This window comes from Pantoea rodasii (assembly GCF_002095465.1).
Taxonomy (GTDB): domain Bacteria; phylum Pseudomonadota; class Gammaproteobacteria; order Enterobacterales; family Enterobacteriaceae; genus Pantoea; species Pantoea rodasii.
Genome location: NZ_MLFP01000086.1, coordinates 565,832 through 586,199, shown reverse-complemented (window position 1 = coordinate 586,199; position 20,368 = coordinate 565,832). Strand labels below are relative to the sequence as shown.

The following is a 20,368-nucleotide window of genomic DNA, read 5'->3' as shown; positions in this document are numbered from 1 at the left end:
CCTGCAGACGTGTTTCCGCCTTGATTAAGGTTTGAGGAGGGAGAGCAGGTCAGCGAAACGAAAAAAAGCTATAACTACTATATCAGTTAAAGAAAGAATGTAGAACGATTAGCTATAAGGATGATGAAAAGGCCAGCAGATGCTGGCCTTGAGGGGAATTACTTCTTCGCTTCCTGCCACTTACCGTCGATATAGAACATCGACCAACCCGTGGCTTTGCCGTCTTTTTCCGAGGAGACGTACTGCTGCTTGGTTTTGCGACTAAAACGCACTAACGTTTTATTGCCTTCCGGATCGGCTGCTGGCGCTTCAGCCAGATACTTCAGCTTCTCAGGCAAGCGGTCAGCAAAGCGTTGCAACTCTTCCACCAGCGGTGCACGAGTTTCACGCGATTTCGGGAAGGTGTTAGCCGCCAGGAATACGCCTGCCGCACCGTCACGCAACACAAAGTAGGCATCCGACTTTTCACACGCCAGCTCTGGCAGCGGCACCGGATCTTCCTTCGGCGGCGCAACGTCACCATTACGCAGAATTTTACGGGTGTTTTTACATTCGTCGTTGGTACACGCCATGTATTTACCGAAACGTCCCATTTTCAGGTGCATCTCGGAACCACATTTTCACACTCAACGATCGGACCGTCATAACCCTTGATGCGGAATTCGCCCTGTTCGATTTCGTAGCCATCACATTCTGGGTTGTTGCCGCAGACGTGAAGTTTACGCTGGTTATCGATCAGGTAGCTGTCCATTGCCGTGCCGCATTTCTGGCAACGACGACGGGCGCGCAACGCATTGGTTTCAGCATCATCGCCTTCCAAAATGTTGAGCACTTCGTTTTCCGGGATCAGATTGATGGTCTGCTTGCAGCGCTCTTTCGGCGGCAATGCATAACCCGAACAACCCAGGAATACGCCCGTACTGGCGGTGCGGATACCCATTTGACGGCTACAAGTCGGGCAGTCAATCGTGGTCAGCACCATCTGGTTCGGCTGCATTCCGCCCTCTTCCGGATCTTTCTCAGCCTGACCTAACTGCTGGCTGAAATCGCTGAAGAAGGAATCCAGTACCGCTTTCCACTGCGCTTCATTATTCGCGACCTGGTCAAGACTGTTCTCCATGCGCGCGGTGAAGTCATAGTTCATCAGCTCACGGAAATTCTGTTCCAGACGATCGGTGACGATCTCACCCATTTTCTCGGCATAGAAGCGACGGTTTTCCACCCGCACATAACCGCGATCCTGAATCGTGGAGATGATTGATGCGTAGGTTGATGGACGTCCGATGCCGCGTTTTTCCAGTTCGCGTACCAGAGAAGCTTCACTGAAGCGCGCAGGCGGTTTGGTGAAGTGCTGGCTTGGCATCAGTTCTTTGAGATCCAACGAATCCCCAACGTTTACCGGTGGCAACGTTAAATCTTCATCGTTCTTGCGCAAGGCAGACATCACTCTGGTCCAGCCGTCGAAACGCAGCGTGCGCCCTTTGGCTTTCAGTTTAAAGTCTGCTGCACCCACCGTTAGCGTCGTCGAATCATACTGAGCCGGCACCATCTGGCAGGCGACAAACTGACGCCAGATCAGCTGATACAGTTTCTGTGCATCAGCTTCCATATCCTTCAGCTGTTCTGACTGGATATTGACATCAGAAGGACGAATCGCTTCGTGCGCTTCCTGGGAATTCTCTTTATTAGCGTAAGTGATCGGAGAATCTGGCAAATACTTCTTACCAAAACTCGTCTCCACAAAGCCACGCGCCATGGCCACCGCATCCTGGCTCAAATTGGTGGAGTCAGTACGCATATAGGTGATGTGACCCGCTTCATACAGGCGCTGTGCCATCATCATGGTTTTTTCACGCCATAACCGAGGCGTGTGCTCGCCGCTTGTTGCAGCGTCGAGGTAATAAAAGGTGCTGAAGGTTTGCTGCTGGTCGGCTTATCTTCACGATCCAGCACATCGAAGCGGGCCTTCTGTAAAACGGCCACCGCAGCGTGTGTCTGCTCACGGTTAACCGGGCGGAAAGCTTTATCGCCTTGATGCGTCACCTGCATCGCCAGATCGTCACCTTTCGGAGTCGTGAAATCAGCGTCGATTTCCCAGTACTCTTCTGGCACGAAGGCTTTGATTTCGTGCTCGCGTTCAACCACCAGACGCACAGCCACCGACTGAACACGACCAGCAGACAAACCACGCGCAATTTTTTTCCACAGCAGCGGAGAAACCATGTAACCCACTACACGGTCCATAAAACGACGCGCTTGCTGAGCATTGACGCGCTCGATGTTCAGTTCGCCCGGCTTTTCAAATGCCTGACGAATCGCATTCTTGGTGATTTCGTTAAACACCACGCGGCTGAAACGCTTTTCATCACCACCGATCACTTCCCGCAGGTGCCAGGCAATGGCTTCCCCTTCGCGGTCGAGATCCGTTGCGAGATAGATGTGGTCGGCATCTGCGGCAAGGCTTTTCAGTTCGGCAACGACTTTCTCTTTGCCAGGCAGAATTTGATAATCCGCTTCCCAACCATGCCAGGGATCAACACCCATACGGTTGACGAGAGCGACCTTCTCATCTTTCTTGACCTTTTTTCCTGTTTTCGCCTTTTCCCCGTCGGTACTTTTACGGGCAGTTGAACCGCTGGTCGGCAAATCACGGATATGACCGACACTGGATTTCACCACGTAGTCATTACCGAGGTATTTATTGATTGTTTTGGCCTTTGCCGGGGACTCAACGATTACGAGTGATTTACCCATATGTACCTTTACCTAATTGAAACGTCCTGATAAACGGGAGAGGATTCGATGCCCCAAAACCCAATGGGTTCAATATTGCTGCCTGCTTTTCACTTTTCAAGGCAGCGGGGGTAATCTCAGGTCAGATTGCATCGACTTATGCAACTTTATGATTAGAAGCGGGTTTTCCATCTGACGACATCACACATCCGGGTGTGATCTCCCTGAAAGCTGAATCGCCCACACTCTACCTGATAAAATCCGTTACGCAACTTAATTAGCATTCTGGTTAATTTTGCGCCAGTTTTGCTGGCAGAGACTGATTTGATGCGCACTGCGACTCGCTAGTAATATAGAAGGAGAACAATTGCTGTCAAAAAAGAGGTGAACAATGTTAGCCGAAACGGAATCCATTTCACGCCAGGCGTTACTGGAAATAGCCAATCAAATGATCAAACAGCATGATGATTATTTAGCCGGCATGGAAGCCAATGATGTGATTCAGCAGGGCGAGGTATTGGTGTTTCGTGGGCCCTATTTCTTAGATAAAGAAGGCCTGCCCACTGCAAAAACCACCGTGGTGTTCAACGTCTTTAAGCACCTCGCCGTGGCGCTCTCTGCGCAATATCACCTGGCATAAAAAAGCCCGGCGTATGCCGGGCTGATTTACAACAGCGGCTTGTCACCGCGCTGCCATATTTTCAGAATTAACCGCTCAGCCGCCAAACTGGCGCTGTTGGTGAAACGGTCCATCATTTTCTTCTTGCGCGCAAAGTGCACGCCCAGCACGTTAAAGCGATCCATCTGTTTGATAATCAGTGCATCGCTGGTGCCGATTTCATCGATCAGGCCTAAATCCAGCGCCTGACGACCGTACCAGTGTTCTCCCGTCGCGACTTTTTCCAAATCTAGGGACGGGCGCATCTGCTGAACGAAGTCTTTGAACAGCAAATGGGTTTCGTTGAGATCTTCCTGGAATTTTTCACGACCTTCATCGGTGTTCTCGCCAAACAAAGTCAGCGTACGCTTATATTGGCCAGCGGTATGTAACTCCACATCTATATCATTGCGTTTCAGCAGACGGTTAAAGTTGGGGATCTGAGCGACCACGCCAATTGAGCCGATAATGGAGAATGGCGCCGCAACAATACGATCGGCAACACAAGCCATCATATAGCCCCCGCTGGCCGCCACTTTATCGACCACTGCCGTTAACTGCAGGCCCGCGTCACGCAGACGCTGCAACTGTGAGGCTGCCAGGCCGTAACCGTGCACCACGCCGCCCGGACTTTCCAGTCGTAACAGGACTTCATCACCCGGCACCGCCACCGCAAGCACCGCGGAAATTTCTTCTCGCAAAGAGCTGACTTCGCCCGCATCCATACTGCCTTTGAATTCCAGCACGTACAGTGTCGGCTTAACCGCTTCGCTCACGCCGGCTTTAGCATTGCGCTTCTCGGTTTTGGCTTTTTGCTTCTCTTCTTTTTTATGTTGCTTCAGCCACACTTTTTGCGCCTGCGGCTTCATCTTCGCCAGCTGCAGATCTTCTTTCATTTCACGATAATCATCGTCGAGATGGGTTAAACGCAGCTGTCCGCCACTTTGGCGTTTACGCAGTGCAGCATTTAGCACAATCAGAACAATAGCTGCGAACGCCACCACCACGGTAACGGCCTTGGCCAGAAATAATCCATAACTGGAGAGTAAATCCATTCTGCCGCCTTATTAAACAGTGAATTACAAACAATGGCTGAGTTTACCCGCTTTATAGACATTCGTCGCCTGAAATGCCCGCAAGCGGCACAGAATGCGAGGCGTGGTGATTGCACCTTGCGGCAAATTGAGGCATAAAGCCAAAAACCCTCTGACTTGCCAAAGGACATCGCTGTGCATTATCAACCGAAAAGCGATCTGCTGGAAAATCGCATTATCCTGGTCACCGGCGCTTCAGACGGCATTGGCCGTGAAGCGGCGCTCACCTATGCGCGCTATGGCGCGCGCGTCATTCTGATGGGCCGCAACGCCGAAACGCTGCAGCAGACTGAACAGGCTATCAACCAGCTCAACAAACAGCCCGCGTCTCATTTGCTACTGGACTTGTCGCACGCTACACCGGAGAGCTGCGCTCAGATCGCCGATGACATTGCCGCTCAGGTACCACGCCTGGATGGCGTGCTGCACAATGCCGGGATTCTCGGTGAAATCGTCCCGTTAGCCGAACTCGATCCTGCGGTTTGGCGACAGGTGATGCAGATCAATCTCGATGCTACCTTCTATTTAACCCAGGCATTGCTGCCACTGCTGCTGAAATCTGATGCCGGTTCGCTGGTGTTTACCACCTCGAGCGTAGGCCGCACCGGTCGGGCTGGATGGGGGGCGTATGCCGTATCAAAATTCGCCACCGAAGGCATGATGCAGGTACTGGCCGATGAGTATAAAAATCGCCATCTGCGGGTAAATTGCATCAATCCTGGCGGCACGCGTACCAAAATGCGCGCCAGCGCCTTTCCGGAAGAAAATGCTAACTTGCTCAAAACCCCTGCTGATTTGATGCCGCTGTACCTCTATTTAATGGGCGACGACAGCCGCCGTAAAACCGGCACCAGTTTGATGCGCAGCCGGGACGAAAGCCGGGGCCAGCCAGCGCATGAGTGATCGTCATCAGCAACGACAGCAGCGTTTAAAAGAACAGGTTGATGCACGTATTGCCGCCGCCACTGAAACGCGCGGCATTTTGATGGTGTTCACCGGTAACGGCAAAGGCAAAACCACCGCCGCCTTTGGCACGGCGCTGCGTGCTTGTGGGCACGGTAATCGCGTTGCTGCCGTGCAGTTTATTAAAGGTGAATGGCCGAATGGCGAACGCAATCTGCTGGAGCAGCATGGTGTTGAATTTCAGGTGATGGCCACCGGCTTCACCTGGGATACGCAGAACCGGGAAACGGACACCACTGCCTGCCAGCTGGTGTGGCAAGAAGCTCGCCGTATGCTGGCGGACCCGCACATTGATTTGGTGATTCTGGACGAAATCACCTACATGGTGAGCATGGATTATTTGGATCTGGATGAGCTGGTGCAGGCTTTAAATCAACGTCCTGGGCAGCAGAGCGTGATCATTACCGGACGAGGTTGTCATCGAACATTATTAGATTTGGCAGATACCGTGACTGAGATGCGTCCGGTAAAACATGCTTTTGATGCGGGAATTCAAGCGCAGCAGGGAATTGATTGGTAAAGATTGACGCCGCATTATGCGGCGTCAAATCGATATCAGGAACCGCGCTTCTTACTGCCGCCGCCGCTGCGACCGGTAGAAGTACCAGCACGACCAGTAGAAGTACCCGCGCGTCCGGTAGAAGTACCCGCACGACCGGTAGAAGTACCCGCGCGAGTGCTGGCAGCGCCGCTGCGGCTGGTAGGGGTGCCACTGCGACCGGTAGTCGCGCCACTGTTATCCTTCGTGCGGCTACTGCTGCTCCCACCCGTACGACGTGGGCTACCGCTCACATTGCTATGGCGTTTAACCGCACGACGGATCTGATTAGCGTTAGTACGACGACGATCCTTCTCAACCGAAATTTTGGTCACCGTCTCTTCCGGCAGGCCCACCAGTGTTCGCAGGTAGTTCACCGCAGGTAATTCCATTTCCATCCAGCCACCGCGTGGTAAGCCTTTAGGCAATTGAATATCACCGTAACGCACGCGCATCAGACGACTCACCTGCACACCCACGGCTTCCCACAGGCGACGCACTTCACGGTTACGACCTTCAGTCAGCGTCACGTTGTACCACTGGTTGATCCCTTCACCGCCGGCAAATTTAATGGTTTTGAACGAGGCAGGACCATCTTCTAACTGTACGCCTTTGCTCAACTGACGAATCTTATCGTCATCCACTTCGCCGAATACGCGCACTGCATATTCACGCTCTACTTCACGGCTCGGGTGCATCAGGCGATTCGCCAGTTCACCATCAGTGGTGAACAACATCAGTCCGCAGGTGTTAACGTCCAGACGGCCAACAGCGATCCAACGTGAACCCACCAGACGCGGCAGACGATCAAACACCGTCGGGCGGCCTTCGGGATCATTACGGGTACACAACTCACCTTCAGGTTTGTAATAGGCCAGCACGCGACACACTTCGGTCGCTGACTCAGCAATCGAGACCTGATGGCCATCAATACGAATTTTTAGGGATTTATCACTTTCGATGCGATCGCCCAGCGTCGCCAGCTTGCCATCAACGCTAACGCGTCCGGCTGAAATCATCGTTTCGATTTCGCGGCGCGAACCGTGACCGGCACGCGCTAATACTTTTTGTAGTTTCTCACTCATGGAGATGCCTCGTTGTCGCCTTCCCAGGCGTCGTGGTAAGAAGAGGTACGATACAGGGATTACCAGTTCCCATATCAGAATCTGTTACCGCCGAGCATCGCTCAAGCCATCTCAGGCGGCCCGCGATTTTACACTAACGCAAGTTTCGTTAACACCTTTTCCTTTGCTGCCGATAATAAAGGCCAAAGGCTGCGTCATCCTTTCAGGGCCATGCGCCTATACATTTACGCAACTGATTAATACACCAACCACACTTCCCATCACCTTGCGCCAAGTCACTGAATTTTTATCACTTGCTGGCGGCACTATCCGCCTGGTGATTATCCCCACTTCAGCCTCGTGATACATTAGCGCTTTTCAAGACTGGTCTGCCAGCATTGCGCACCACGCTTAAGGATAATCTCAAACATAAAACCTAAAGCCAAACCACAAAACAGGATAAAAATCTATTTAACCCGGATAAATAAGCTTCATTACGCCAGTAAATTTAAATTAGCAGTTTATTGGCACTGCAGGTTGGATTAAGTCTGTATTTTCACATTATTTGATTCATATTAAATTTCATGAATTGTTCTGATGGAAAATCTGTGTAAAATTTAAGCCTGAAATCCAGTGTGTCGTATTAATAAAACTATCACCTTTACTATTTACACTCGTTTCTCTAACAAGCTATTAACGAACGCAGTGCAGTTTCGTTGATAATATAAACCGACGCACGCAGGGAATGACGCGTTTATTCATTCACGGAATGAATTTAATTTGCATGTCGAAAATCTTCACCAGGGATTTTACTGACATGCTTAAAAGAAGATAACTATCATGAGAACCTCTCTGCTTTGGCCTGCGCTCGCGGCGCTGGCACTGAGCGGTTGTTCCGTGGGCCACACTGAGTACAGTCGTACGGCGCTTGAACACGTTGATATGAGCGTGACGGGCATCCCGACAGTACTGGGTTTGGGCATCCTCGGCACGACCATTCCACTCACGCCTGAATATAGCCTGACAGCAGCTCACGTTGCCACCACCGCCGTGCAGCGAGTGAAGGCATATCATCCCTATTGCGATGTCGCCATTATCTACCACAAGAATAGCCCTGAGACGCTGGCGAAATTCCGTACCAGCAAAGTCGGTGAACCCATTAAGATGTACGGTTACAGCTTTATTTCAGCCATGCCGGTGGAATCGAGCGGCGTTAATTTAGCGCGCACCGCTATCACCAATAAATGGAATAAAAAACCGTGCATGGCAATGGCATCAAATGCTGGGGTGGTGCAGGGAATGTCGGGGGGCGCGGTATATAATGCTGATCAGACAATTGGCGGCGTGATTGTCGGATACAGCCATGAAATATCCAATGTACGCAGTAAGCAAGTCATCCTGAAAGATGTCTCGCTGTATATTCCGTACGGAGATTTCAGACATTGGCTGGAACAAAATATTGGCCAGACGACCTTAACGCCGCCTGACCACGCGTGATTAGAGGAATGGGCGCGTGTCGCCCACCCCTTCACGTACTACGACGGGTACATCGCTGGTGAGATCGATCACGGTTGTTGGCTGCTGGCCCAATGTGCCGCCATCAATGATCAGATCCACCAGCTTACCAATGCTGTGCTGAATCTCTTCCGGATCGGATTCGGTGAAGTCATTGCCTGGCAACATGAGCGAGGTAGACATCATCGGCTCATTCAGACGTTCGAGCAGCGCCAGCGCTACCGGATTTGACGGCACGCGCAGACCGATGGTTTTACGCTTGTCATTCATCAAACGACGCGGCACTTCCTTGGTCGCTTTGAGAATAAACGTGTAGTTGCCTGGCGTATTGTTTTTCAATATGCGAAACGCGGTGTTGTCCACCTGTGAGTAGGTCGACAGTTCAGACAGATCGCGGCACATCAGCGTAAAGTTGTGATTGCCATCTAACTGGCGAATACGACAGATTCGCTCCATGGCATTCTTCTCTTCCAAACGACAACCGAGCGCGTAACCGGAATCGGTTGGATAGACAATCACACTACCTTTATTGAGATAATCCACCGCTTGATTCACAAGGCGCGGTTGCGGGTTATCGGGATGAATGTGAAAAAGTTGACTCATAAAAACCTCATATCACCTGTCTGCAATAGCCACGGCTGGCGCCAGCGCGGGAAAGCGTTCCCAAACGGGTTCAACGCCGCCCGGCAGCCATAGTTTGCGCCCCAGTTCTATCCACGGACAGGTTGGTGAAAATCGGATCCCTGCGATGCTGCCAGCTGATTGTCACGTGCATAAGTTGCGAGCTGCGTGCGTTCGTTGGGTGCCTGCTGACACTGCGCCACTTCCATTGCATCACCACCGACTTCCGCAAAATGGGCAACCAAACGTTTAAGCCATTTGGCGGACAAACCATAGCGGGCCGGATGCGCAAGTACCGCGACGCCGCCAGAATGATGAATGGCATCAATAGCTTGTTTAATTGTACACCATTGCGGCGGCACGTAGCCGGTTTCCCTCGGGCGAGATAGTTCTTAAACACCTGCGCCATATTATCGGCTTTGCCGATCTCAACCAGATAACGGGCGAAATGCCCCCGGGTGATGACACCGCCCTGCGCCAAACGCTGTGCCCCCGCTAGCGCATCGGGAATGCGTGCCCGGTCTAACCTTTCGGCGATCAACTGTGCGCGTTCTGCACGGCATTGATGCTGGTGTGCCAGAAATGATGTCAATGCCGGGTGCTGGCAATCCACGTTCAAACCCACAATATGAATTTCGTGGTTTTCCCACAGCGTTGAGGCTTCCAAGCCCGCCAGGATACGAATCGGCAGATCCTGTTGCTGCACCACGGCTTGCGCTTCCGCCACACCGGCAACGGTGTCGTGATCGGTAATGGCCAGCACGCCCACTTTCATCTCGACGGCACGCTGCACTAACGCAGTAGGGGTTAACAAACCATCAGACGCTTGGGTATGACTGTGTAAATCGTAAAGGGGAAAACGGGCAATATCCGACAAGGTGACTCCAGCAACGGCTTAACTCGGCAGGCATAATAACGATTTTGACCCTGACTGAAAAAGGGTATTGACTTTTTTCGCCTGAACCAGTTAACTAGTACACAAGTTCACACGTAACGGGTATTTCATCATGGCTATGTTTGGTACGCATGCAAAAGGTTGGTGGCGCGATGTTCCCCTAAACGGGCAACGTCGTCGTGCACATCTTGCGTAACCGCTGTGCAGATACCTGAGCCCGCCACCGAGCGGGCTTTTTTTTGAGCGAAATTCAGAGATTACAATAATGGCAAATGCGAAACCTACATTGAAGTTGATTACCGGTACCGCGCCCTACCGCGAAGATCCGGCCGCAGTGTTCCATCAAATTTGCGGCGCACGTCCGGCAACACTGCTGCTTGAATCCGCCGATATCGACAGCAAAAAGAATCTGAAAAGCTTACTGATTGTGGATAGCGCCCTGCGCATTAGTGCTTTGGGTAACGTGGTGACGTTACAGGCGCTGTCTGAGAATGGCCGCACCATTCTGCCACTTCTGGATGACGCGCTGCCGCAGGATGTCAGAATCGAAGCGCGTCCGGATGGCCGCGTGCTGCATTTCCCGCTGCCTCAGGGTTTGCACGATGAAGATTCACGTTTGAAAGCACTGTCTGTTTTCGACGCGCTGCGCCTGATTCCGCAGCTGGTGAACAGCCCAGAGGAAGAGCGTGAAGCGATGTTCCTCGGCGGCCTGTTTGCTTATGATCTGGTGGCCGGATTCGAAGATTTACCCGCACTGCGCAACGAGCAAAGCTGCCCGGATTACTGCTTCTATTTGGCCGAAACTTTACTGGTTATCGACCACCAGACCCGCACCGCTCGCCTGCAGGCCAGCCTGTTTAGCCCGTCCACCAGCGAATTCCAGCGCCTGCAAAGCCGCATTGAGCAACTTCGTGGTCAGATGGCACAGCCTGCCCCCGCACTGCCAGTGCAGCGTGTTGAACAGATGGCGTTGAGCACCAACCAGAGTGATGAAGAGTATTGCGAAGTGGTACGCGAGATGCAGGAAGCGATTCGCATCGGCGAAATCTTCCAGGTGGTGCCATCACGTCGTTTCTCCCTGCCGTGCCCTTCTCCGCTGGCCGCTTATGACACGCTGAAACACAGTAATCCCAGCCCGTATATGTTCTTTATGCAGGATCAGGACTTTGCACTGTTTGGCGCATCACCTGAAAGCTCACTGAAATATGATGCCACCTCTCGTCAGATTGAGATCTACCCGATTGCCGGGACGCGTCCACGCGGACGTCATGCCGATGGTTCACTGGACCGCGATCTCGACAGCCGTATCGAACTGGAAATGCGCACCGACCATAAAGAACTGGCTGAACATCTGATGTTGGTGGATCTGGCACGTAACGATTTAGCGCGCATCTGCGTGCCCGGCAGCCGTTATGTGGCCGACCTCACTAAAGTAGATCGCTACTCATTTGTTATGCATCTGGTTTCTCGTGTGGTGGGCACACTGCGTAACGACCTCGATGTGCTGCATGCGTATCGCGCCTGCATGAACATGGGCACCTTGAGCGGTGCACCGAAAGTGCGTGCCATGCAGCTGATTGCGCAGAAAGAAGGCACGCGTCGTGGCAGCTACGGTGGTGCGGTCGGATATTTCACTGCACACGGCGATCTGGATACCTGCATTGTGATCCGCTCCGCATGGGTGGAAGACGGCGTTGCCACGGTACAAGCCGGGGCCGGTGTCGTTCTGGATTCACAGCCTCAGGCTGAAGCGGATGAAAGCCGCAACAAAGCGCGCGCGGTATTGCGTGCCATCGCCACTGCCCATCACTGCAAGGAGATTTTCTGATGGCCGATATCCTGCTGCTCGATAACATCGACTCCTTTACCTACAACCTCGTTGATCAGCTGCGTACCTTTGGCCACAACGTGGTGATTTACCGCAACAATGTGCCCGCTGATGTGCTGATTGAACGCCTGCAACAGATGGAAAATCCGGTGCTGATGCTCTCGCCAGGTCCGGGTGCACCAAAAGACGCCGGCTGCATGCCCGCGTTACTGCAGGCGCTGCGTGGTCGTCTGCCGATTATCGGCATCTGCCTCGGACATCAGGCGATTGTCGAAGCTTACGGCGGTCACGTTGGCCAGGCAGGCGAGATCCTGCACGGTAAAGCCTCTTCGATTAATCACGATGGTGAAGGGATGTTTACCGGCCTGAGCAATCCACTGCCAGTGGCGCGTTATCACTCGCTGGTGGGCAGCAACACGCCAGCCGAATTGACGGTTAACGCCAGTTATAACGGAATGGTGATGGCCGTGCGCCACGATGCCGACCGTGTGTGTGGCTTCCAGTTCCACCCTGAATCCATTCTCACCACCCAGGGCGCACGTTTGTTAGAGCAAACGCTGGCCTGGGCGCTGACGAAATAATAGGGAGATTATGATGCAAACTATTCTGGAAAAACTTTATCAGGCCCAAACCCTGAGCCAGGCGGAAAGCCATCAGCTGTTTAGCGCCATTATTAAAGGCCAGCTGGAGCCAACCCAACTGGCTGCCGCGCTGATTGCCATGAAAGTCCGTGGCGAGCGCCCGGAAGAGATCGCGGGGGCCGCCACGGCGCTGCTGGAAGATGCCAAACCGTTCCCGCGCCCCGATTACACCTTTGCCGATATCGTTGGCACCGGCGGTGACGGCAGTAACAGCATTAACATCTCCACCGCCAGTGCGTTTGTCGCGGCGACGTGCGGGTTGAAAGTGGCTAAGCATGGCAATCGTAGCGTTTCGAGCAAATCCGGTTCGTCCGACTTGCTGGCCGCCTTTGGCATCGATTTGGATATGCCGGCTGAAAAAGCGCGCAAAGCACTGGACGATCTCAATGTCTGCTTCCTGTTCGCACCGCAATATCACAGCGGTTTCCGTCACGCGATGCCGGTGCGCCAACAGTTAAAAACCCGCACGCTGTTTAACGTGCTGGGTCCATTAATCAATCCGGCGCGCCCCCCGCTGGCAGTGATCGGCGTTTACAGCCCGGAACTGGTGCTGCCGATTGCTCAAACCCTGAAAGTACTCGGCTATCAGCGTGCGGCAGTGGTGCATGGCGGCGGTATGGATGAAGTGGCGCTGCACAGCCCAACTCAGGTTGCTGAGTTGCGTGACGGTGAGATTACCGGTTATCAGCTGACACCCGAAGACTTCGGTTTTGGCTACCATGATAAAGAAGCCCTGGCGGGCGGCACGCCGGAAGAAAACCGTGACATTCTGGCGCGTTTACTCCAGGGTAAAGGCCAGCCGGCCCATGAGCAGGCCGTTGCGGTCAACGTCGCAATGTTGCTGAAAGTATTCGGAAATGAAGATTTGCGCGACAACGCACAGCGCGCCATCACCGCAATTCGCAGTGGTCAGGCTTACGAGCGCGTTGTTGCTCTGGCAGCGAGAGGATGAGATGAGTATCAAGGGCACCGTTTTAGAGAAAATTGTTCAGGATAAAGCCGTCTGGGTTGAAGCACGCAAGGCACAGCAGCCGCTGGCGACTTTCCAGAACAGCTTGCAGCCTGCAGGACGCCATTTTACGATGCGCTGCGCGGCACGCGCACCGTGTTCATCCTGGAATGCAAAAAAGCCTCCCCGTCGAAAGGTCTGATCCGTGAAGATTTTGATCCTGCGGCCATCGCTGGCGTCTATCGTCATTATGCCTCGGCCGTTTCCGTCTTAACTGACGAGAAATATTTCCAGGGGGATTTTGAATTCCTGCCGATCGTCAGCGCCGCAATTACGCAGCCGGTCCTGTGCAAAGATTTCATTATCGATCCTTACCAAATTTACCTGGCGCGCCATTATCAGGCCGACGCCATTTTGCTGATGCTGTCGGTGCTGGATGATGAGCAATATCGTCAACTCGCTGCAGTAGCACACAGCCTGAAAATGGGCGTACTGACTGAAGTCAGTAATGAAGAAGAGCTGGAACGCGCCATTGCGCTGGAAGCAAAAGTGGTCGGCATCAATAACCGCGACCTGCGCGATCTGTCTATTGACCTGAATCGCACCCGCCAACTGGCTGCACGTTTGGGCCACGGAGTGACGGTCATTAGCGAGTCTGGCATTCACAACTATGCACAAATCCGTGAGCTGAGCCACTTCGCCAACGGTTTCCTGATTGGTTCAGCCCTGATGGAAGAAGCCGATCTCAACACCGGCGTGCGTCGCGTATTACTCGGCGACAACAAAGTCTGTGGCCTGACCCGACCTGAAGATGCGCGCACCGCACACGAAGCGGGCGCCATTTATGGCGGCGTTATTTTGCTGAAGGCTCACCGCGTAAAGTCAGCGCCGAGCAGGCGCAGAACGTAATGGCTGCTGCACCACTGAAGTATGTCGGTGTATTTCGCAACAACTCTGCAAGTGACATTGTCACGCATGCCGCGTCACTTAAACTTTCCGCAGTGCAATTGCACGGGGATGAAGATCAGGCGTTCGTCGCACAACTGCGCAGCGCCCTGCCTAAAGAGGTGAAAATTTGGAAGGCGCTGAGCATCAGCGGCAGCCTTCCAGCACGCGATTGGCCGCATGTTGATCGTTACGTGTTTGATAATGGCCAGGGCGGCAGCGGACAGCGCTTCGACTGGACATTGCTTCAGGGTGAAGATCTGAGCAATGTGCTGCTGGCTGGCGGATTAAGCGCAGACAACTGCGTGGAAGCTGCCCAACTTGGCTGCGCGGGGCTGGACTTTAACTCCGGCGTTGAATCCGCGCCCGGCATCAAAGATGCCAGTAAAGTCGCGGCGGTATTCCGCACGCTGCGCGCCTATTAATTTCGCTCGCCCGCCGATGCGCGGGCCGCATAAGGAAGATGAAAGATGACTACGTTATTGAATCCCTACTTTGGCGAGTTTGGCGGTCAATATGTTCCGCAGATCTTGATGCCCGCTCTGCGCCAGTTGGAAAGCGCCTTTGTGGAAGCGCAGCGCGATCCTGAATTTCAGGCTGAATTCACCGATCTGCTGAAAAACTATGCCGGCCGCCCTACCGCGTTGACGCTGTGCACCAATCTGACCAAAGGCACTAAAACCCGTTTGTACCTGAAGCGCGAAGATTTACTGCACGGCGGTGCGCACAAAACTAACCAGGTGCTGGGACAAGCGCTGCTGGCCAAACGTATGGGTAAAAATGAAATCATCGCCGAAACCGGTGCCGGACAGCACGGTGTGGCTTCAGCACTGGCTTGCGCACTGCTCGGCATGAAATGTCGTATTTACATGGGCGCGAAAGATGTTGAGCGCCAGTCACCCAACGTGTTCCGTATGCGTTTGATGGGCGCCGAAGTGATTCCGGTGCACAGCGGCTCGGCCACGCTGAAAGATGCCTGTAACGAGGCGCTGCGTGACTGGTCTGGCAGCTACGAAACCGCGCACTATATGCTTGGCACGGCGGCGGGTCCGCATCCGTTCCCGACCATCGTACGTGAATTCCAGCGTATGATCGGTGAAGAAACCAAAGCGCAGATTCTCGAGCGTGAAGGCCGTTTGCCTGATGCCATCCTGGCCTGTGTCGGTGGCGGTTCGAATGCCATTGGCATGTTCGCTGATTTTATTGATGACACCAGCGTCGGTCTGATCGGCGTTGAACCTGCCGGTCACGGCATTGAAACCGGTGAACACGGTGCGCCCCTTAAGCATGGCCGCGTGGGTATCTATTTTGGTATGAAAGCGCCGATGATGCAGACCGAAGAAGGCCAGATTGAGGAGTCCTACTCAATTTCGGCGGGACTCGACTTCCCATCCGTAGGCCCGCAGCATGCCCATCTCAATAGCATTGGTCGCGCAGAATATGTGTCGATTACTGATGATGAAGCGCTGTCAGCCTTTAAAGAGCTTTGCCGTGCAGAAGGCATTATTCCGGCCCTGGAATCCTCTCATGCCCTGGCGCATGCGCTGAAAATGATCCGCGAAAACCCAGAGAAAGAGCAGTTGCTGGTAGTTAACCTTTCCGGTCGCGGCGACAAAGACATCTTCACCGTTCACGATATTTTGAAAGCTAAGGGAGAGATCTGATGGAACGTTATAATCAGCTGTTTCAACGTCTGTCGGCGAAGAAAGAAGGCGCCTTTGTGCCTTTCGTGACCCTTGGCGATCCGACCCCTGAACTGTCGCTGAAGATCATCGACACGCTGGTGGAAGGTGGAGCGGATGCGTTAGAGCTTGGCATTCCGTTCTCCGATCCGCTGGCAGACGGCCCAACGATTCAGGGCGCCACTCTGCGAGCTTTCGCGGCAGGCACCACGGTCGCGCAGTGTTTCGAAATCCTTGCCGCCGTGCGCCAGAAATACCCTGAACTGCCGATTGGATTGTTGATGTACGCCAACCTGGTGTTCAGCAAAGGCATCGAGAACTTTTACGCGCAGTGCGAAGCCGTCGGCGTCGATTCGGTGCTGGTAGCGGATGTGCCGATCGAGGAATCTGCGCCGTTCCGTCAGGCTGCGATGCGTCATAACGTGGCGCCGATCTTCATCTGCCCGCCGAATGCAGATGATGATTTGCTGCGTGAGATCGCCTCACACGGTCGCGGTTATACTTATCTGCTGTCTCGCGCAGGTGTCACCGGTGCTGAGAATCGCGCCAGCCAGCCGTTGAATCATTTGATTGATAAACTGCGCGAATACCACGCTGCGCCACCGTTGCAGGGCTTTGGTATTTCGGAAGCCAGCCAGGTGAGAGAAGCGATTGCGGCGGGCGCGGCGGGTGCCATTTCCGGCTCAGCAATTGTGAAAATCATTGAACGTAATCAGAACGATCCCGCCACATTGTTAGCGGAACTGAAAGCCTTTGTCAGTGACCTGAAAGCCGGTACACGTTAAGTCCTCAAGACCTTATTCGCACGAGCGGATAAGGTCTTCACTTGGTTATTCCAGCCTGAAAGTTTGCTCATCGCCTGAACCATCCGGATAGGTCAGCTTCATCGTCAGCTTGTCGTTTCTGATTTGCCAGGTGAGCTTCTCGTCTTCGGGGCCATCGCGCCAGCGCCCACTGCTATCCGGATTATCTGACATCCAGATCACCCGGTCTCCCTGCAGTCGGCAGCGCACGGCCCACCGTGAATGGTCGGATGGCCGCAGGTAATGTACCCACGCCACGCCCTGCTCATCCACTTTGTCCAGCTGCATTATCTTGAAGTTGCGTCCAAAGCTGATGGCAGCCGCGGCCTTACATAACGTCCCAAGATGCGGGTTGATCAAGGGTTCTGCCTGCGCGCTCGGCATCGGCAAATTCTGTGAAGCAAACAGCTGGAGATAGGACAGATAGCCAATAGTCGCTATCGTCAGAATGGCACGTTTTTTCATTGTTGTTATTTCCCTGCCAGATGCGTGGAGTGCTACGCGGCGGCTCTTTGTCTTGTTGTTTATCATCACTTTTGCCCTGCACTTTCAGCCTACCGTTTGCCTAACGCCGGTAATTGGATCAATAAGTGGCAAAAGTGGCGTATTTCCAACTTTTTCGCTCTGCGCGATTTGCCGATTTGAGAACTGCATACCACAATTAATCGCACCGTCTCGTTACGGTGAAACACCATCTAAGACAGGGAGATAACCAATGAATTTTTTCAAAGTCGTTGCAGGATTATTGATGGCTGCGGTCATGGCGATCACACTTAGCGCCTGTGCACCCACAGCAACACAGGAAGGTACCGGGGGCTATCTGGATGACACGGTGATCACTACCAAGGTTAAAGCGCAGTTGTTGCATGATGACACGCTGAAATCGACCGAGATCAACGTTGAAACCTTTAAGGGTAAAGTGCAGTTAAGCGGCTTTGTCAGTTCACCGCAGATGGCAAACCGTGCAGTGACGGTGACCCGCAGCGTGGAAGGGGTTAAATCTGTGGTTAACAATATGCAGATTAAGTAATAGCGTCGAGATCATGTCACGGGCGGCCCTTTGGCCGCCCGTTTCGTTTCTGAAGTTGCTTTAGAAACGATAACCCACACCAAAGAAGAACACCCACGGATCGATGCGCGTGTTGATGTTCTGCTGTTCCCCGTTGGCTTTGAATTTCACTTCAGTATCGATATCCATGTACCACAATGATGCGTTGAGCATCCAATCGCGGTTGATTTGATAATCCATACCCACCTGACCTGCCACGCCCCACGAATCTTTTACGCTTAAATCACTCAAGCCCGCATCCTGACCCGTTTGATTGAATTTGGCATCGTAGAAAGTGGTGTAGTTGATACCCACGCCAACATACGGGCGCACCGGGCTTCTGCTATCGAAGAAATAATATTGTGCCATCAGCGTGGGCGGCAACTGGCGCACGGTGGCCAGATTACCGGTGGCGCCAAGGCCGACTTTATGGCGGAACGGCGTTGCTGCCAACAGTTCAACACCAATATTGTCCGTGGCCATGTAGGTAAAAGTTAAGCCGAGCTGGGTATCATTGCTGACGTTAAAGCCGCCCATACCCAGCACATTATCAGAGCCTTCGGTTGGACGGACAGTCGCGCTACCGGCGCGCATAAAGAAATCACCCGCTTGATGTGCCAATGCCAGTTGAGGGATTGCCAGTGCCATCAGCAGCGCGCATTTTGCCAGTTTCATAATCACTCCTTTGCTGAAAAGTAGGGTCTTAATGGGGATCGCGGCACAAGATCTAACCCTTTTTTGATAAAAGATCATCTGCATCAATCCAAATTAATCACTTAAAAAACAATGAATTGATTCAGATCAATTTTGGCTTTGCGCGGCGTGAAAAAAACCGTCATTGCGGGTTTAACGCGGGTTTGGAGGATTTGCTGTTTTATGGAGCGGGTGCGGCGCTCAATTTCACTCATCTTTACCAGAGATGACAGAAAGTTATGGTATTGCGGGTGCCAGCCTGCCCGCAGAACATGTACAATCGCCGGGTTAATTAACCCGGTTCCATCAAGGAGAGTACATGTCTATCACGGCAAGCTCGTTATACCGTGACACAGGAAATTTTCTGCGTCATCAGCTGGTTACTATTTTGCTGATGGCGTTGCTGACGTCGTTCATTACGGTGATTGTCGGTCATGCATTAACCCCTGGCGAAGATCAGTTATCCCTGCTGAGTCAGGCTGACGACAGCGCAACATCACTGTTTGAATTGGTACAGAATATGTCACCGGATCAGCAACGCATCCTGCTGCGCGCTTCCGCAGCCGGCACCTTTGCTGCGCTGATCGGGAATACGTTGCTGCTGGGCGGTATGCTGTGCCTGATTCCGCTGGTCTCAAACGGCCAACGCGTGAGTGCCCTGCGAGCAATTGGTGCCTCCGCGCCACTGCTGCCGAAACTGCTGCTGCAGACCTTCCTGATTACTCTGCTGGTGCAAATCGGCTTTATGGTGCTGATGGTCCCTGGCGTGATTCTGGCGATTTTGCTGTCACTGGCACCGGTGATGCTGGTTAGCGAGAAAATGGGGGTGATTGGGGCCATGCGTGCCAGCATGAAGCTGGCATGGAAGAACATGAAACTGATTGCGCCTGCCATCGTGCTGTGGCTGCTGGCCAAAATTGTGCTGATGTTCCTGATTTCATCGCTTACCGTTTTACCGGTCAATATTGCGTCGGTGGTGATGAATGCCTTGGGTAACCTGGTCTCAGCCATTCTGATTATCTATTTGTACCGACTGTATATGCTGTTACGTTAACAGCAGTGGCGCTCTGCGGAGCGCCATTATTGAACGCTCCTGCCCTAACTGGAAACGCTATGAAGCAGTTACTCGATTTTCTTCCCCTGGTAGTTTTCTTCATCTTCTACAAGCTGTACGACATCTTTGTCGCTTCAGGTGCCTTGATTGTTGCGACCGGCCTGGCGCTGGTGGTGAGCTGGGTGCTGTACCGCAAGCTGGAAAAGATGACCATTTTCACCTTCGCACTGGTGACGGTATTCGGTACGTTAACGCTGGTGTTCCATAACGATGAGTTCATCAAATGGAAAGTCACCGTAATCTACTCGCTGTTCGCCCTGGCCTTGCTTTACAGCCAGTTCTTTATGGAACAGCCGCTGATTCAACGGATGCTCGGCAAAGAGTTGCAGTTGCCAGGTGTTGTGTGGCGTCGCTTGAATATTGCCTGGGCACTGTTCTTCTTCATCTGCGGCCTGGTAAATATCTACGTTGCATTTTGGTTATCACAAGAATTTTGGGTTAACTTTAAAGTGTTCGGTCTGACCGGCCTGACCCTACTGTTTACTCTGTTAAGCGGCGTGTATATCTGGCGACAGATGCCGCAACAAGAACAAAAATAAGCCACTCCGCCCGACAGTGTCGGGCTTCTCTTCACCTGCAGAAGA

At 53.0% G+C, this 20,368-nt stretch carries 15 protein-coding genes, 6 pseudogenes and 1 other annotated feature; of the genes and pseudogenes, 13 read left to right on the top strand and 8 right to left on the bottom strand.

Annotated features, from left to right (window positions below; translation table 11 throughout):
- Window positions 1-158 precede the first annotated feature (158 nt).
- A pseudogene (gene topA, locus HA45_RS26140) lies at window positions 159-2,754 on the bottom strand (type I DNA topoisomerase).
- A gap of 370 nt (window positions 2,755-3,124) precedes the next feature.
- On the opposite strand from topA, the gene HA45_RS26135 reads away from it, so the two are divergent.
- A complete protein-coding gene (locus tag HA45_RS26135; RefSeq protein WP_100700627.1) occupies window positions 3,125-3,373 on the top strand; it encodes a YciN family protein in 249 nt (82 codons plus the stop codon).
- Between the two features lie 26 nt (window positions 3,374-3,399).
- Here HA45_RS26135 and sohB read toward each other — a convergent pair whose 3' ends face one another.
- Window positions 3,400-4,446 carry a protease SohB gene (gene sohB, locus HA45_RS26130; RefSeq protein ID WP_100700628.1) on the bottom strand — a complete coding sequence of 349 codons (1,047 nt, stop codon included), beginning with the start codon at window positions 4,444-4,446 and terminating at the stop codon, window positions 3,400-3,402.
- A 174-nt stretch (window positions 4,447-4,620) separates the two neighbouring features.
- Between sohB and HA45_RS26125 the strand changes: the two are divergent.
- Together HA45_RS26125 and cobO are read left to right on the top strand one after the other, a co-directional pair.
- Window positions 4,621-5,384 (top strand): annotated as a pseudogene (locus tag HA45_RS26125) (YciK family oxidoreductase).
- Window positions 5,381-5,968 carry a cob(I)yrinic acid a,c-diamide adenosyltransferase gene (cobO, locus tag HA45_RS26120; protein ID WP_100700630.1) on the top strand — a complete coding sequence of 196 codons (588 nt, stop codon included), beginning with the start codon at window positions 5,381-5,383 and terminating at the stop codon, window positions 5,966-5,968. Before HA45_RS26125 ends, cobO begins: the two are co-directional and overlap by 4 nt.
- Window positions 5,969-6,003: 35 nt before the next feature.
- Here cobO and rluB read toward each other — a convergent pair whose 3' ends face one another.
- Window positions 6,004-7,071, bottom strand: a complete 1,068-nt coding sequence (gene rluB / locus HA45_RS26115; RefSeq protein WP_100700631.1) for a 23S rRNA pseudouridine(2605) synthase RluB — start codon at window positions 7,069-7,071, stop codon at window positions 6,004-6,006.
- Between the two features lie 819 nt (window positions 7,072-7,890).
- On the opposite strand from rluB, the gene HA45_RS26110 reads away from it, so the two are divergent.
- On the top strand, window positions 7,891-8,547 hold the full coding sequence (locus HA45_RS26110; RefSeq protein ID WP_100700632.1) for a serine protease: 657 nt from the start codon (window positions 7,891-7,893) through the stop codon (window positions 8,545-8,547).
- On the opposite strand, the gene HA45_RS26105 is transcribed toward HA45_RS26110, so the two are convergent.
- On the bottom strand, window positions 8,548-9,168 hold the full coding sequence (locus tag HA45_RS26105; RefSeq protein ID WP_100700633.1) for an L-threonylcarbamoyladenylate synthase: 621 nt from the start codon (window positions 9,166-9,168) through the stop codon (window positions 8,548-8,550).
- A gap of 12 nt (window positions 9,169-9,180) precedes the next feature.
- Window positions 9,181-10,063 (bottom strand): annotated as a pseudogene (gene rnm / locus HA45_RS26100) (RNase RNM).
- 154 nt (window positions 10,064-10,217) lie between these two features.
- Window positions 10,218-10,322, top strand: a sequence feature (Trp leader region).
- A gap of 24 nt (window positions 10,323-10,346) precedes the next feature.
- On the opposite strand from rnm, the gene HA45_RS26095 reads away from it, so the two are divergent.
- The 5 genes and pseudogenes from HA45_RS26095 (at window position 10,347) to trpA (ending at window position 16,911) form a co-directional block, all read left to right on the top strand.
- Complete coding sequence (locus HA45_RS26095; RefSeq protein ID WP_100700635.1) at window positions 10,347-11,909, top strand: anthranilate synthase component 1; 1,563 nt, start codon at window positions 10,347-10,349, stop codon at window positions 11,907-11,909.
- Window positions 11,909-13,502: pseudogene (trpD, locus tag HA45_RS28535) on the top strand (bifunctional anthranilate synthase glutamate amidotransferase component TrpG/anthranilate phosphoribosyltransferase TrpD). Before HA45_RS26095 ends, trpD begins: the two are co-directional and overlap by 1 nt.
- A 1-nt stretch (window position 13,503) precedes the next feature.
- Window positions 13,504-14,869 (top strand): annotated as a pseudogene (gene trpCF / locus HA45_RS26080) (bifunctional indole-3-glycerol-phosphate synthase TrpC/phosphoribosylanthranilate isomerase TrpF).
- A 45-nt stretch (window positions 14,870-14,914) separates the two neighbouring features.
- Window positions 14,915-16,108, top strand: a complete 1,194-nt coding sequence (trpB, locus tag HA45_RS26075; protein WP_100700639.1) for a tryptophan synthase subunit beta — start codon at window positions 14,915-14,917, stop codon at window positions 16,106-16,108.
- On the top strand, window positions 16,108-16,911 hold the full coding sequence (trpA, locus tag HA45_RS26070) for a tryptophan synthase subunit alpha (RefSeq protein ID WP_100700640.1): 804 nt from the start codon (window positions 16,108-16,110) through the stop codon (window positions 16,909-16,911). The genes trpB and trpA overlap by 1 nt, the downstream gene beginning before the upstream one ends.
- A gap of 45 nt (window positions 16,912-16,956) precedes the next feature.
- Here trpA and HA45_RS26065 read toward each other — a convergent pair whose 3' ends face one another.
- Complete coding sequence (locus HA45_RS26065; protein ID WP_100700641.1) at window positions 16,957-17,394, bottom strand: hypothetical protein; 438 nt, start codon at window positions 17,392-17,394, stop codon at window positions 16,957-16,959.
- 250 nt (window positions 17,395-17,644) lie between these two features.
- Between HA45_RS26065 and HA45_RS26060 the strand changes: the two genes are divergently transcribed.
- On the top strand, window positions 17,645-17,959 hold the full coding sequence (locus HA45_RS26060) for a BON domain-containing protein (protein ID WP_100700642.1): 315 nt from the start codon (window positions 17,645-17,647) through the stop codon (window positions 17,957-17,959).
- 60 nt (window positions 17,960-18,019) lie between these two features.
- On the opposite strand, the gene ompW is transcribed toward HA45_RS26060, so the two are convergent.
- The gene (gene ompW, locus HA45_RS26055) at window positions 18,020-18,652 is read right to left on the bottom strand and encodes an outer membrane protein OmpW (RefSeq protein WP_097116991.1); all 633 of its coding nucleotides are present in this window, start codon (window positions 18,650-18,652) and stop codon (window positions 18,020-18,022) included.
- A gap of 101 nt (window positions 18,653-18,753) precedes the next feature.
- Complete coding sequence (locus HA45_RS28805; protein ID WP_276308751.1) at window positions 18,754-18,885, bottom strand: hypothetical protein; 132 nt, start codon at window positions 18,883-18,885, stop codon at window positions 18,754-18,756.
- On the opposite strand from HA45_RS28805, the pseudogene HA45_RS29385 reads away from it, so the two are divergent.
- The 3 genes and pseudogenes from HA45_RS29385 to HA45_RS26040 all read left to right on the top strand — a co-directional run.
- A pseudogene (locus tag HA45_RS29385) lies at window positions 18,861-18,962 on the top strand (YkgJ family cysteine cluster protein); the annotation flags it as partial. The gene HA45_RS28805 and the pseudogene HA45_RS29385 overlap by 25 nt on opposite strands.
- Before the next feature lie 27 nt (window positions 18,963-18,989).
- Entirely contained in the window at window positions 18,990-19,724 is a 735-nt protein-coding gene (locus HA45_RS26045; RefSeq protein WP_100700643.1) for a YciC family protein, read from the top strand.
- A 59-nt stretch (window positions 19,725-19,783) separates the two neighbouring features.
- On the top strand, window positions 19,784-20,323 hold the full coding sequence (locus tag HA45_RS26040; protein WP_100700644.1) for a septation protein A: 540 nt from the start codon (window positions 19,784-19,786) through the stop codon (window positions 20,321-20,323).
- The last annotated feature ends 45 nt before the right edge of the window (window positions 20,324-20,368 follow it).

What these genes read in the sequence shown, in the direction of transcription:
- rluB (WP_100700631.1), bottom strand. Translation starts at nt 7,071, where the DNA reads ATGAGTGAGAAACTACAAAAAGTATTAGCGCGTGCCGGTCACGGTTCG.
- HA45_RS26045 (WP_100700643.1), top strand. Translation starts at nt 18,990, where the DNA reads ATGTCTATCACGGCAAGCTCGTTATACCGTGACACAGGAAATTTTCTG.
- trpB (WP_100700639.1), top strand. Translation starts at nt 14,915, where the DNA reads ATGACTACGTTATTGAATCCCTACTTTGGCGAGTTTGGCGGTCAATAT.
- HA45_RS26040 (WP_100700644.1), top strand. Translation starts at nt 19,784, where the DNA reads ATGAAGCAGTTACTCGATTTTCTTCCCCTGGTAGTTTTCTTCATCTTC.
- HA45_RS28805 (WP_276308751.1), bottom strand. Translation starts at nt 18,885, where the DNA reads ATGAGTGAAATTGAGCGCCGCACCCGCTCCATAAAACAGCAAATCCTC.
- sohB (WP_100700628.1), bottom strand. Translation starts at nt 4,446, where the DNA reads ATGGATTTACTCTCCAGTTATGGATTATTTCTGGCCAAGGCCGTTACC.
- HA45_RS26065 (WP_100700641.1), bottom strand. Translation starts at nt 17,394, where the DNA reads ATGAAAAAACGTGCCATTCTGACGATAGCGACTATTGGCTATCTGTCC.
- HA45_RS26105 (WP_100700633.1), bottom strand. Translation starts at nt 9,168, where the DNA reads ATGAGTCAACTTTTTCACATTCATCCCGATAACCCGCAACCGCGCCTT.
- HA45_RS26060 (WP_100700642.1), top strand. Translation starts at nt 17,645, where the DNA reads ATGAATTTTTTCAAAGTCGTTGCAGGATTATTGATGGCTGCGGTCATG.
- ompW (WP_097116991.1), bottom strand. Translation starts at nt 18,652, where the DNA reads ATGAAACTGGCAAAATGCGCGCTGCTGATGGCACTGGCAATCCCTCAA.
- HA45_RS26110 (WP_100700632.1), top strand. Translation starts at nt 7,891, where the DNA reads ATGAGAACCTCTCTGCTTTGGCCTGCGCTCGCGGCGCTGGCACTGAGC.
- trpA (WP_100700640.1), top strand. Translation starts at nt 16,108, where the DNA reads ATGGAACGTTATAATCAGCTGTTTCAACGTCTGTCGGCGAAGAAAGAA.
- HA45_RS26095 (WP_100700635.1), top strand. Translation starts at nt 10,347, where the DNA reads ATGGCAAATGCGAAACCTACATTGAAGTTGATTACCGGTACCGCGCCC.
- HA45_RS26135 (WP_100700627.1), top strand. Translation starts at nt 3,125, where the DNA reads ATGTTAGCCGAAACGGAATCCATTTCACGCCAGGCGTTACTGGAAATA.
- cobO (WP_100700630.1), top strand. Translation starts at nt 5,381, where the DNA reads ATGAGTGATCGTCATCAGCAACGACAGCAGCGTTTAAAAGAACAGGTT.